This window comes from Flavobacterium aquidurense (assembly GCF_002217195.1).
GTDB classification, from domain to species: domain Bacteria; phylum Bacteroidota; class Bacteroidia; order Flavobacteriales; family Flavobacteriaceae; genus Flavobacterium; species Flavobacterium frigidimaris.
This window is the reverse complement of sequence record NZ_MUGR01000005.1, coordinates 136,304-148,355: the sequence shown is the minus strand read 5'-3', so window position 1 is coordinate 148,355 and position 12,052 is coordinate 136,304. Positions and strand designations below refer to the sequence as shown.

General features: G+C 33.7%; 13 protein-coding genes. 7 read left to right on the top strand and 6 right to left on the bottom strand.

Annotated features, from left to right (window positions below; all coding sequences use genetic code 11):
• Positions 1–83: 83 nt before the first annotated feature.
• Positions 84–830 (bottom strand): glycosyltransferase family 2 protein, encoded by a 747-nt coding sequence (locus B0A67_RS04265; RefSeq protein ID WP_072955752.1) that lies wholly within the window; start codon positions 828–830, stop codon positions 84–86.
• A 116-nt stretch (positions 831–946) separates the two neighbouring features.
• Between B0A67_RS04265 and B0A67_RS04260 the strand changes: the two genes are divergently transcribed.
• A complete protein-coding gene (locus tag B0A67_RS04260; protein ID WP_072955756.1) occupies positions 947–2,011 on the top strand; it encodes a glycosyltransferase family 9 protein in 1,065 nt (354 codons plus the stop codon).
• Between the two features lie 122 nt (positions 2,012–2,133).
• Here B0A67_RS04260 and B0A67_RS04255 read toward each other — a convergent pair whose 3' ends face one another.
• Positions 2,134–2,898 (bottom strand): lipopolysaccharide kinase InaA family protein, encoded by a 765-nt coding sequence (locus B0A67_RS04255; protein ID WP_072955758.1) that lies wholly within the window; start codon positions 2,896–2,898, stop codon positions 2,134–2,136.
• Positions 2,899–2,958: 60 nt separating this feature from the next.
• On the opposite strand from B0A67_RS04255, the gene B0A67_RS04250 reads away from it, so the two are divergent.
• From B0A67_RS04250 to B0A67_RS04240, 3 genes are all read left to right on the top strand, one after another.
• Positions 2,959–3,921, top strand: coding sequence for a CgeB family protein (locus B0A67_RS04250; protein ID WP_072955761.1), 963 nt, complete (start codon positions 2,959–2,961; stop codon positions 3,919–3,921).
• Positions 3,922–4,063: 142 nt separating this feature from the next.
• The gene (locus B0A67_RS04245; protein ID WP_072955767.1) at positions 4,064–5,221 is read left to right on the top strand and encodes an acyltransferase family protein; all 1,158 of its coding nucleotides are present in this window, start codon (positions 4,064–4,066) and stop codon (positions 5,219–5,221) included.
• 100 nt (positions 5,222–5,321) lie between these two features.
• Positions 5,322–5,882 carry an L-threonylcarbamoyladenylate synthase gene (locus tag B0A67_RS04240; RefSeq protein ID WP_072955770.1) on the top strand — a complete coding sequence of 187 codons (561 nt, stop codon included), beginning with the start codon at positions 5,322–5,324 and terminating at the stop codon, positions 5,880–5,882.
• 83 nt (positions 5,883–5,965) lie between these two features.
• Here the strand turns inward: B0A67_RS04240 and B0A67_RS04235 are convergent, their stop codons facing one another.
• Positions 5,966–7,090 carry a cysteine desulfurase family protein gene (locus B0A67_RS04235; RefSeq protein ID WP_072955773.1) on the bottom strand — a complete coding sequence of 375 codons (1,125 nt, stop codon included), beginning with the start codon at positions 7,088–7,090 and terminating at the stop codon, positions 5,966–5,968.
• Positions 7,091–7,177: 87 nt separating this feature from the next.
• On the opposite strand from B0A67_RS04235, the gene B0A67_RS04230 reads away from it, so the two are divergent.
• Positions 7,178–8,176, top strand: a complete 999-nt coding sequence (locus tag B0A67_RS04230; protein WP_072955775.1) for a hypothetical protein — start codon at positions 7,178–7,180, stop codon at positions 8,174–8,176.
• Between the two features lie 152 nt (positions 8,177–8,328).
• Here the strand turns inward: B0A67_RS04230 and B0A67_RS04225 are convergent, their stop codons facing one another.
• The 3 genes from B0A67_RS04225 to B0A67_RS04215 all read right to left on the bottom strand — a co-directional run bounded on the left by B0A67_RS04225 (position 8,329) and on the right by B0A67_RS04215 (position 10,166).
• On the bottom strand, positions 8,329–8,880 hold the full coding sequence (locus B0A67_RS04225) for a Smr/MutS family protein (RefSeq protein WP_072955777.1): 552 nt from the start codon (positions 8,878–8,880) through the stop codon (positions 8,329–8,331).
• Positions 8,870–9,055, bottom strand: a complete 186-nt coding sequence (locus B0A67_RS04220) for a hypothetical protein (RefSeq protein ID WP_072955780.1) — start codon at positions 9,053–9,055, stop codon at positions 8,870–8,872. Before B0A67_RS04220 ends, B0A67_RS04225 begins: the two co-directional genes overlap by 11 nt.
• A 409-nt stretch (positions 9,056–9,464) precedes the next feature.
• Positions 9,465–10,166 carry a DUF1003 domain-containing protein gene (locus tag B0A67_RS04215; RefSeq protein WP_072955783.1) on the bottom strand — a complete coding sequence of 234 codons (702 nt, stop codon included), beginning with the start codon at positions 10,164–10,166 and terminating at the stop codon, positions 9,465–9,467.
• A gap of 190 nt (positions 10,167–10,356) precedes the next feature.
• Here B0A67_RS04215 and epsC point away from each other — a divergent pair, with 190 nt between their 5' ends.
• Positions 10,357–11,148, top strand: coding sequence for a serine O-acetyltransferase EpsC (epsC, locus tag B0A67_RS04210; RefSeq protein WP_072956817.1), 792 nt, complete (start codon positions 10,357–10,359; stop codon positions 11,146–11,148).
• The gene (gene cysM / locus B0A67_RS04205; protein WP_072955786.1) at positions 11,145–12,032 is read left to right on the top strand and encodes a cysteine synthase CysM; all 888 of its coding nucleotides are present in this window, start codon (positions 11,145–11,147) and stop codon (positions 12,030–12,032) included. Before epsC ends, cysM begins: the two co-directional genes overlap by 4 nt.
• Positions 12,033–12,052: the final 20 nt, after the last annotated feature.

Below are 12,052 nucleotides of genomic sequence, written 5' to 3'. Positions count from 1 at the left end.
TAAATTACAATATTTAAAATTCCAAATTCCAATTGCTTATGATTGGAATTTGGAATTTTTTTTATTTGTCCTTTTTATAATTTTTATTGTTTTTTCTGAAGTTTTATAAGTTTTGCATATTTCATATAAGAGAAGAAACTCTGAATCATGGCGATAGACAATCCATCTATACCATTAAAAATACCTTTCTTAAAGAAATAACAACGTATAAAAGCAACTGTACCGTTAAGAACCGGTTTAAAAGCATTGACTCTTTTTCCCTGATCAAACAATTGTTGCGCATGCCAACCGGAATATTGATTCTTTTTTGCAATAATCTGATCTAAAGATTCCCAGCCATAGTGCAATATATGTACCGCTACTTTTTTCTCATTTTGAGTTATTATTTTCTGATGTACAATAGAATCTGACGGATGTGCTGTTTGTTTGTTAAAAAAACGAACTTTATGATCCGGATACCATCCAGAAAAATCAATTAGTTTATCTGCTAAAAAGTTCTTTACCCTAAAACTAAAAGCATCGTGGTTTCCTTCTAAATATTTTTTGTTTAAAATAAATGCTTCAGCATCTTTATCCAGAAACTCATCGGCATCGAGATTTAGGATCCAGTCATTTTTGCAATATGGCAAACCATGGGTACGTTGAGGTCCGTCTCCTAAAAAAGCCTGCTGTACTACTATTGCTCCTTTTTCTTTGGCAATTTCAACTGTACGATCTTTACTAAAAGAATCTACTATGATTACTTCATCACAAACTTTTAATAAAGCATCAATACATTTTCCAATGTTTTTTTCTTCATTGAAAGTAATAACCAGACCACTAATTTCCATTGCAAAATTTAATTTATTAGACGCAAAAATATAACTTTTTTATTTTAGTTTAATCTTAGCGTTGCACACTTCATAAAATAGTTTGTAATTTAGCCTTCAAATTGAATTTAAAATAAATGAGGATATTAGTCATTCAGCAAAAAAGAATTGGAGACGTATTAACGAGTACTATAATTTGCAACAACTTAAAAACAAAGTTTCCGGATGCTGCGATAGATTATATGTGCTATCCAAATTCTGTCGATGTACTACAGGAAAATCCAAATATTGACACTATTATTCCGTTAACCAACAAGGTAAGAAAATCAATTCCCTCTTTATTCAAATTTATCTTTCAGATCCGCAGAAAAAAATACGATGCCATTATTGATGTATACTCGAAATTAGAGACGAACCTGATCACTGTGTTTTCAGGAGCAAAATACAAAGTTTCTTATCGCAAGTGGTATACCAAAATTTTCTATAATTATACTTACGAACGTTTTGACGCTATAGCATCTGAACACGGATTGGCTATTGAAAACAGATTACTGCTTCTGAAACCGTTTATCTCAGAAAAAATCACAGATGTAAAACCTAAGATATTCCTAAAAGAATCTGAAATAAACGAGGCCAGACAACTTCTAAAAAGCTATAATATCGATAGCGAAAAGCCATTGATTATGTTTGGAATTTTAGGAAGCGAGGTTTACAAAACATATCCTCTGGAAGGAATGGCAAAAATTATAGACTTTACAGTCGCTAAAACTAATGCCACCATAATCTTCAATTATATTCCGGACCAAAAAGAGCAGGCACTCGAGGTATTCAATTACTGTACTGAAGAAACCAAAAAACATATTGTATTTGATCTATATTGTACTGAACTAAGACCTTTCTTAGCTTTGCTTTCACAATGCGAAATGCTGATAGGGAACGAAGGCGGAGCTGTAAATATGGCCAAAGCGCTTGATATCCCAACTTTCTCCATCTTTACTCCTTCTGTAAGAAAGGAAACCTGGCAATTATTTGAAAATGAAGCAAAAAATGCTTCTATTCACTTAAAAGATTTAAAGCCGGAAATATACGAACAACACACAGAACAATATATTAAGGAGCATACTTTTGAATATTATGCTGAATATCCTTTACCCTTAATGCTTGAAAAACTGGAAACTTATTTTCACGAATATAAAAATTAAGAACACAGAATAATAACCCAAAAACAATAAAAAAAGACAAAAACCTTATTCTTAATGAATGGTTTTTGTCTTTTTTATATCTCGATATTAAGATTTAATCCTAATTTGACTTTAACTCTTAATTACTTCTTCCAGAATTTAAGTTTCTTTTTTAAACGCTTTTTTCTATAAAACTGTTCCTGAAAATCGACTGTATATTTCCATAGAGTATCAAAAGTTTTTTGCTCAGGTTCCTTATACAGCTTAGCATACTCGTTGCTCATAACAGCAACCATTTCTTTTACGGGAGTCAAACGACATAGATTTTTCATTCTCATTTCGAAAGTCATCGAATCGTGAAATTCCATTCTGTTCAGATCAACCAGAAAGAAGTCATAATTGCCATCCGCATTCTTTTTGATCAATGTATTTCCGGGTGAATGATCCAGAAACTCGATTCCTTTTTCATGAAGTTCAAAACTAAATCTGGTAAACTGTCTTAATATATTGTCATGATCAGGAAAATCGGGAATTTCTACAAGTTCGCGATACGTCAGATCGCACTGAAGCTGCTCGCTTACGTAAAAACTTTTCTCTAAACCTAAAAGTGTCGAAAACTCAGCATACGCAATAGGCTTTGGAGTTCCGATTCCCAATTCTAATAATTTATTGGCAAACTCGTACGAGCGTTTTGCTTTTGATTTTCGGAAATATTTGTAGGCTATTTTATTAATGAAGTGAGGAACTTTAAACGATTTTATATTTATCGTCTGACCATTTAAATCAAAAAGTTTGATCTGATTGCGTTGGCCAATGACAAAGTCTTTTCCTTTGGTATCAAAAAACTGAATATACTCAACAAGTATATTTTCAAATTTTTCATACCCTTGATTTAATCTTAAAATCATAAAAATTGTTTCAGCAAATTTAGTTAGTTTTACCAACTAATAAAAACAAATTAGCCGATAATGCACATAACATTAATAAGTCTCGACAATTGGGGTCTCAATACACACATTGCATCTACTCTGGAAAAGCAGGGACATACTGTACATCATATCGATTTTAATGTTTTTAAATACAAATATCCATCTGTATTGCATAAAGCTTATAATTTTATTCTAAAGGCCTTCTTTAAGACGAACTTAAAACACTTGCATTACGGGAAAGAAATTATAAAGCAATTACAAAAAAACAAAGAAATCCAAGATGTTATCCTGACTATAAAAGGTGATTTTATTGATCCCGCAAGTATTCTTGAATTTAAGAAATATACTAAAAAATCAATAGGCTTTTTTAATGATAACACCTATCGCTGTCCTAAAATCAAAAGAGTGCTGCATTGTTTTGATGAGGTGTATTCGTTCGAGAAAGACGATTGTGCCAAATTCGATCTGAAATTTGCCCCTAACTGGATCTACAATAAAAATGCAGCTGTAAATACTGAGAAAGCTTTTGATTATGATGTTTTCAACATTAGCTCGATCGACAAAAGATTACCAATATTAGAGCGAATTGCTAAGGAACTAAAATCTAAAGAAATAAATTTCAAGTTTATTATTTATGATAAAAAGCACAAGCAGACCGATGACATTATTACTTATATCAATAAACATATGCCTTTAGCGGAGGTCAATGATTATATCAACCGTTCAAAAGTATTACTAGACATTAACAGAATTGGTCAGATTGGCCTGACCTTCAGGGTTTTTGAAAGCCTGGGCTTAGAAAAAAAGCTGATCACAACGAACGCTGATATAAAAAACTATGATTTTTACAATCCTAATAACATTCTTATCATAGACGAAAAAAATCCGGTTGTACCGGTTGATTTTTTCAAAAATGAATACGAGAAAATCCCTGATTCTGTTTTTTACAAATACACTTTAGAAGGCTGGACTGATAACGTAATTTTCAAAAAACAGTTTTAAATTGTCTATTATAAAAAAACAGCCATTTTACAATCTTACTCGTTCAATTATAATGTATCATTCAGTAAGTTTGTAAAAAACAAAACGTCACTAAACTGCTTCTAAAACAATGACAGCCAGCTGCTATTCAATCTTATAAAAAATGAATTTTACCGTTTACGCCTTTCTGATTCCAATATTAGCTGTACTAATTGTATCCGTTTTACTTGTAAACAAACTTGTAAAAACAGATTTAAGTGAAATTCGATATCCTGAAATTGACGGATTAAGAGGATATTTGGCTTTTTTTGTTTTTTTGCATCACAGTTACATCTGGCAGGTATTTTTGAAGACTGAAAACTGGGAAGACCCTGCTTCTAATTTGTTCAATCAGTTTGGGGAAACAACAGTGGTTTTCTTTTTTATAATTACCGCTTTTTTATTTACAACTAAGTTATTCAATAATAAAACCGGAGAAATTGATTGGCCAGATTACCTTAAATCAAGGTTTTTCAGACTTTTCCCAATGTATTTCTTCTCGGTAATTATCATCTTTTTTCTGGTTGCTTATTTAACCCAATTCACCATTAGGGTTCCGTTTATCGAAAATTTAAAAAGCGTACTTTCCTGGTTATTTTTTAACGTAAGCAAGAAAAACTCGGATCTAAACGGACTGGAAGATACTTTTATACTGAATTCCGGAATAACCTGGACGTTACCTTACGAATGGACGTTTTACTTTTTATTGCCACTTATCGCTTTATGGTTTAAAATAAAAGTAAACTTAAAAGCAGTATTTGCTTTTACGGCCGCGGCAGCCATCATTATGGTTATTAATAAATCATCATTAAGACACTTTATGCCTTTTGTAGGCGGTATAATCGTTGCCATATTGCTTAATACCAAAAAATTTGAAGGAATTCTAAAACAAAAAAAATACACTATTTTAGCCATATTGCTATTGGCACTTTCCGTTTATTTTTTTAACGGGGGCCGAAAACCAATTCAGATCGTAATATCATCAGTTGTATTTTTGATTATTGCATCAGGAAACAGCTTTTTGGGAATCTTATCTAGTGCTTTCTCCCGTAAATTTGGCCAAATAACATATAGTTTGTACCTGTTACACGGTATTTTACTATTCATTATCTTCTATTTTATAATTGGTTTTGAGAAAGCAAAAATGCTAACCAATTCTGAATTTTGGCTTATTATTATTGCATCTATTTTCCCTCTGTTGCTTATTTGCCAGCTTACTTTTAAGTATATCGAATTGCCTTTGATGTCGATGTCTAAGAGAAACAAAACAAAAAAGCTGTAAGAGTTGATTATGATCACACCCCACAAATCATTCATCTTCTTTTTATTTATACCTTTGCAGCTTAAATAAGCATACAAAAACAAGTATATAATTTTATAGAATGAACGAAGAAATTTTAAAAGCATACGAGGTTATCAAAGAGGGCGGCATTATACTTTACCCTACTGATACCGTTTGGGGAATTGGCTGTGATGCTACAAATCCTGAAGCTGTTGCCAAAATATACAAACTCAAACAGCGTGCTGAAACACAAAGCATGATCGTACTGATGAATGGGGAGAAAATGATGTATAATGTTTTTAAAAACATCCCTGAAGTAGCCTGGCAGATTTTAGACTTATCTGAAAAACCAACTACTTTGATTCTGGACGAACCCAGAAATGTTGCCCCCAACATCATTGCAGCAGATAATTCACTTGGAATTCGTTTGGTAAAAGAGCCATTTTGCTTTAAATTATTAGAGCGAATGAAAAAACCTTTGGTCTCAACTTCGGCTAATATTTCAGGACAGCCTACTCCTATTGCTTTCAAGGATATTAGTCCTGAAATTGTTAAAGGCGTAGATTATGTTGTGAATCTATATCATGACAGAGTTGCAGGAAAACCTTCAACAATCATCAAACTAACGAATGATGCACAGGTAAGGGTGATTAGAAAATAGTTATTTTTGTTTCAGGTTTCAAGTTCCAGGTTAAATAACTTGGAACCTGAAATCTAAAAACGCTGAACCTTTACACCTATTTTTTAAATACTTTTCAGGCTTTCGATAAGCCAATCTATATCTTCTTTGGTATTATAATGACTGAAAGAAATTCTGAGGTTTGGTAATTTTAAATCTTCTTCTGAGAGCATCTCTTTTAAAACATGTGAAGGTTTTATACTTCCGGACTGGCATGCACTTCCTCTTGAAACGGCAATTCCTTTCATATCTAAACTGAACAATAACATGGAGGTTTTATCAGCAGAAAAAGGCAAAATAATATTGATAATATTATAAAAATCATCTCTTTTTCCATTGATTCTAAATCCCGGAAAATGTATCTCAAGCTGATCAATAAGATACGTTTTCAGCTCAGAGATGTATATCCTTTCGTGATCTAAATTCTCGTACGAAAGTGACAAAGCTTTTGCCATTCCGGCAATTTGATGTACTGCTTCAGTTCCGGCACGAAGTCCTTTTTCCTGTTCACCTCCAAAAATCAAAGGTTGTAATCCTGAGTTTTTTCGAATAAAAGCAAATCCAACACCTTTTGGTCCGTGAAATTTATGTGCGCTCGCAATAATAAAATCAACTGGCGTTTCCTGTAAATCAATCTCAGTTTTACCAACGGACTGAACGGTATCTGAGTGAAATAAAGTACCATATTGCTTACAGATCAGACCCACTCTATTCAGGTCTAAAACTGTTCCTGTTTCGTTGTTTACGTGCATCAGACTCACAATTGTCTTTTTTTCCTGCGCCAGTAAATTAGACAAATGCGTTAAATCGATACTTCCGTCAGCATTTATATTGACGTAATCGACCTGAACATTATATTCAGATTCCAGCACCAAAACGGTATGCAAAACGGCATGATGTTCTATTTTGGTGGTAATGATACGTTCTATTTTAAGGTCTTCAACTGCAGAACGAAGGATCCAGTTATCGGCCTCAGTTCCTCCTGAAGTAAAAATAATTTCCTGTGCGGAACAATTTAAATGTTTGGCAATGCTCTTTCTGGAAAGCTCCAAAATAGTCTTTCCGTTTCTTCCAAAACTATGTGTAGAAGACGGATTACCAAAATCTTCAGTCATAATTTTTGTCATTTCCTGAATAACTTCAGGACGCATAGCGGTTGTAGAGGCGTTATCGAGGTATACTTTTTTCATTAATGCAAAGTTATGAAATATCAATTGTCTATTCTTAAATATCATTTGCCAAATTTTTCACTATTTTTGACGTCAAATAAAATTACGATGAAAAAATATGCATGCCTTCTAGTATTCGCACTATTATTAAACGGTTGCGATGACGGTGACTTAACAGTTGACACTATTGATTTTGACGACCCTACTATTGCCTCTCAAACCTGCAACACATTAACTAACAGTTTAATATACAGACTAAAGAGTCAGGAATCTTTATTAATTCAGTTACCGGACAACAAAATTATAAATGATGTAACACTACCCGGAGCTCCAGTAACCTATGATATCGACAACAACCTATACCGTGTTGTCTACAGAGCATATAATGGTAAAGTTGAGACAGCTAACATTTGCGGCAGCATCCCCCCAACATCACCAAGCGTGACAGAAGAATGGCAAGCTAAATCAGGGAAAATTGTAATAAACACGGCACAAATCGAAGTAACAGATGAAACTACAGGAAGTAGTAAAGTTACAGGTTACAACCATAATATTGTTTTTAACAATATCACTTTTGCCAAGCCATCAGGAATAGATCAGGTGAATGCCGAATTTGATTTTGGAAATTTTACTACAACAGTTACTCCGGTCGTGGTAGATTTTAGTGCTCAAACTGCTCAATATTGTCCAGATCAGAATAAAGTTTACATCGAAAACACAACATCTTCTCTTGTCCTCGAAAGTCTGTCCGACAATATAATTGAAAATGTAGATACCCCAACAGGACAACCAAGAGAAAGTTTAATCAACTTAAACTCTTTAAATAATAAATTATATTACAGAACCTATGCCGGGGTGTTGCCTGTAAACGCAAGCACTTACTTCTGTACCAACCAGACACCTGCATCACCTGCCATATTAGACACATGGTTTGGCAAGGATGGACAGGCTAATGTAAGTGGTATAATACAGGTCACAACCACGAGCTCTCTTAAGGTATTTAAACATACAATAGTTCTTAAAAAAGCAACACTACAAAAAGGGAATACTACTTTTAAACTGGGAGATAATTTCGTTTTAGGCACTGTAACTGTTGTAGTGCCTTAGCAAAAAACAAGGTTTTTCATAGCTAAAAAAAACCTCTTATTTTCTTACAAAACAAACGTCCGTTTTCAAACTAATCTCACTAGAGAATTAGAAAGAAAACGGACGTTTTTTTTATGCTTTAAAGCGAACGAATTCAGCAATAAAAAAAAGTCTTATTTGTTGTTTTGCCTAAAATAAACTTCGGTTGCACCTAAGCCATATTTTTGATAATTGGCGTCCTGAAAATCTATTCCGTCATAACGGCCCAATAAAAAATCAAGTTCAGATTTCAGAATTCCTTCGCCAACGCCATGAATAAAAACGATCTTAGGAATTCTATTTCGAATTGCAAATTCAATATGTCTTTTTGCCGTTTCAGTCTGCAAAGTCAAGATATCATAATTTGACATTCCGCGTTTATTCGGAACCAGTTTTTCGATATGCAAATCAAATTCCGGAGCAGAAATTTCGCGTTTATCTTTCTTTTCTTTGACAAAACTCCTTGGTTTTGGCTCTGTTTTCTCTCTCGAAACTTCATCTAAATCAATTCTTCTGATAGAATTCATTAAATTACTGGTTTCCTGATTTTTAATTAACTCTTTGACAAAAAATGTCATCATAAATCCATCCTCAGTTTCGATCAAAACTTCATCGTTTTTCACCGAAACCACTGTTCCGTTTATCGCTTCATCTAAGACTGAAACTTTATCTCCTTTAGTCAACATCCTGTTCTTCTTTATCTTGATTTTTACTTGGTGTTTTTGCGCTCAACTGCATCATTCCATACATGAAAACTGCAATCGCAATTACCATAATATAGATATTTTTTTTGTCTGAAACCTGCTCGTACATCGCAACCGAAATCGCAAGAATCATTATTAAAATTTTAAAAGCTTTCATATTTTCATGTATAAGAATTCAAAAGTAAGAAACTTTAAAATAGGAGTATATAGCCGTCAGGATTCTGTCGTCGCTTTTTTTTCAGAACAACAGAAAAAAATCCTGTTCAATTTATAACAAGACATGATCTGATTCGTATTTAAAAATACATTCCAAAACCAAACATAACTAACCTTTGATCATACTATTTTATTCCTACTTTTTTCAAAGCTCTTTTTTAGCAAAATTTCAATATCAATTATACTCTTTCCACTTTCATTTTTTTACTTTGTCTTTTTCTAAAAAGGATTAAATTACCGCAACCTCACTTTATTTTTTCAGCGCTTAATCCTTCTTTTTTTCAAAGATCAGAAGTGACTTTTTTTTATCAACTTTTGTTTTGATTTTTTGCATTGAAAAAACGCTGAAATTATTTTTTTATCTGGTTCAGAATATCATTCATCATCTCGATTTGTACTTTCTGAATTTCGATTAATTCTTGTTGCTGATGCATAATTAAGTGATCGATTTTGTCGTGAATCATTCTAATTTCTAATTCGGATTTCAGGTTGATCATATAATCTTTCTTGGCACGATTTCGGTCTTTTTCTTCCTGACGATTTTGACTCATCATAATTACCGGAGCCTGCAATGCGGCAATACAGGATAAAATCAAATTAAGCAAAATAAACGGATACGGGTCAAAACCTTTATTGACCAAAATATAAACATTCGCACCAATCCAGACTACGATGAAAAGTAAGAAGGAAATTATAAAAGTCCAGCTTCCGCCAAAGTCAGCAACTTTGTCTGCTATTTTCTGACCAAAACTCCTTACCTCCTCTTCGTCTTCTACAATACTTACTATTGACTTATCTTCTTTGAGCGAAGTAATAACACTTTTTTCAAGATCAGAAAGTGTTCCGATTTCAGTAGACAAATAATTCGAAATGTATTTTTGGCGGTATTCGTTTAACTCTTTTACTGCAATACAATCATCTTCACTAAAAGAAGGAAAATCCTGAATGATAAGTCCTAAAATTGGATCGTGAATCGATTTTCCCCAAATTTTCTCACTTTCAGGAAAAGAATCATTAGAAATAGCACTTTTAAAAGTCGAATTATTTTTCATGTTTATAAATTTTAAGGGCTAATTTACGCATTTAACTTATTTAGAATCATATAAAAAATGTGCTTGTATGTTTCTTTTATTTATCACAAATCGAATTCTCAAAACAAAATTTCTTTATATAATTCGTGCCTTTATTTACAAAAAACACATTACTTTTAACGTTTTAAAATATCCACTCAATTTTATAATTGTGACAAAAGACACTATCATACAGAATATAAAAGCTTTAAAAAGCCATTCCAATATAAATTACGGTATCAAAACCAAAACTGAAGATTTTACCGAAAAGCTTTTTTATACCCTTTTTGATTCGAACGCATCCTTAGCTCAGAGTATTGACGAGCTTGAAATACGATTCAAAGAAATTGCGGTACTCGCTTGCAAAAAACCTGAAAAATTATGCGAATCGATCTGGGACCGGTTTTTAGAAAAACTGCCCGGCGTATTAGAGAAACTAAATCAGGATGCTGAATATATTCTGGAAAATGATCCCGCATCCAATAGTATCGATGAGGTTTATTTGGGTTATCCCGGTTTTTATGCCATTGCAATTTATCGATTAAGCCACGAATTATACCATCTGGATTTATTGCTGTTCTCGAGATTAATGAGCGAATACGCACACCGAATTACCGGAACTGATATACATGCCGGTGCCGCTATTGATTCTCCGTTTTTTATTGATCATGCTACCGGAATCGTTATTGGGGAAACGACTGTGATAAAAAAACACGTAAAAATATATCAGGGTGTAACTTTAGGCGCTTTGAGCGTGAGCAAAGAAATGAAAAATGCAAAAAGACATCCAACTGTCGAAGCGAATGTTTGCATTTATGCGAATGCCACTATTCTTGGAGGCGGAACCATTATTGGCAAAAATAGTATTGTGGGAGGAAATGCATGGGTAACCAAATCGATTCCTGAAGATTCTATTGTCACCAACACCACTACAACTGAAGTTAAAATAAAAGAAAAAAAATGAATGCACAGAAATTGCTAAACCTGATTGGAAATACTCCTTTGATGGAAACTGTCAATTTGGTTAAAAATAAAAATGTAAAACTTTTACTAAAGCTGGAAGGAAATAATCCGGGCGGAAGTGTAAAAGACAGAGCGGCGTATAACATGATTGCTGCTGCTCTTGAAAGAGGTGATATCAAAAAAGGCGACAAGCTGATCGAAGCGACAAGCGGCAATACAGGAATTGCTCTTGCCATGATCGCACAATTGTTTCAAATAGAGATCGAATTGGTGCTGCCGGAAGATTCTACAAAAGAAAGAACTCAAACAATGCGTGCTTATGGCGCTACAGTGATTTTAACGCCCGCTAGCGAAGGAATTATTGGTTCACGCGACTACGCAGACAAAAAGGTAGCAGAAGGCGGTTATATCATGCTAAATCAATTTGCGAATGAAGACAACTGGAAAGCACATTATAAAACTACCGGTCCTGAAATCTGGAATGACACTGACGGAACTGTAACCCACTTTGTCTCTGCAATGGGAACAACGGGAACTATCATTGGAACTTCGACTTATTTGAAAGAAAAAAATCCCGCAATTCAGATTGTTGGCGCGCAGCCGAGCGATGGATCACAAATTCCGGGAATCCGCAAATGGCCACAAGAATATTTACCCAAAATCTTTGATGCATCTAAAGTAGATACTGTAGTTGACGTAAGCGAAGAAGAAGCACGTATTATGACGAAACGCTTAGCTCTCGAAGAAGGTGTTTTTGCAGGAATGAGCAGCGGAGGTTCTGTTGCTGTTGCCTTAAAAATCGCCGAAGAATTAGAATCAGGAGTAATTGTTGCTGTTATCTGCGATCGCGGTGATCGTTATTTGTCTTCTGATTTATTTGATTGAGAAGAAAGGTTCAAAGGCAC

What these genes read in the sequence shown, in the direction of transcription:
- B0A67_RS04225 (WP_072955777.1), bottom strand. Translation starts at nt 8,880, where the DNA reads ATGTTGACTAAAGGAGATAAAGTTTCAGTCTTAGATGAAGCGATAAAC.
- B0A67_RS04265 (WP_072955752.1), bottom strand. Translation starts at nt 830, where the DNA reads ATGGAAATTAGTGGTCTGGTTATTACTTTCAATGAAGAAAAAAACATT.
- B0A67_RS04230 (WP_072955775.1), top strand. Translation starts at nt 7,178, where the DNA reads ATGAAAAAATATGCATGCCTTCTAGTATTCGCACTATTATTAAACGGT.
- B0A67_RS04250 (WP_072955761.1), top strand. Translation starts at nt 2,959, where the DNA reads ATGCACATAACATTAATAAGTCTCGACAATTGGGGTCTCAATACACAC.
- B0A67_RS04240 (WP_072955770.1), top strand. Translation starts at nt 5,322, where the DNA reads ATGAACGAAGAAATTTTAAAAGCATACGAGGTTATCAAAGAGGGCGGC.
- B0A67_RS04215 (WP_072955783.1), bottom strand. Translation starts at nt 10,166, where the DNA reads ATGAAAAATAATTCGACTTTTAAAAGTGCTATTTCTAATGATTCTTTT.
- B0A67_RS04260 (WP_072955756.1), top strand. Translation starts at nt 947, where the DNA reads ATGAGGATATTAGTCATTCAGCAAAAAAGAATTGGAGACGTATTAACG.
- B0A67_RS04220 (WP_072955780.1), bottom strand. Translation starts at nt 9,055, where the DNA reads ATGAAAGCTTTTAAAATTTTAATAATGATTCTTGCGATTTCGGTTGCG.
- B0A67_RS04255 (WP_072955758.1), bottom strand. Translation starts at nt 2,898, where the DNA reads ATGATTTTAAGATTAAATCAAGGGTATGAAAAATTTGAAAATATACTT.
- B0A67_RS04245 (WP_072955767.1), top strand. Translation starts at nt 4,064, where the DNA reads ATGAATTTTACCGTTTACGCCTTTCTGATTCCAATATTAGCTGTACTA.
- B0A67_RS04235 (WP_072955773.1), bottom strand. Translation starts at nt 7,090, where the DNA reads ATGAAAAAAGTATACCTCGATAACGCCTCTACAACCGCTATGCGTCCT.
- cysM (WP_072955786.1), top strand. Translation starts at nt 11,145, where the DNA reads ATGAATGCACAGAAATTGCTAAACCTGATTGGAAATACTCCTTTGATG.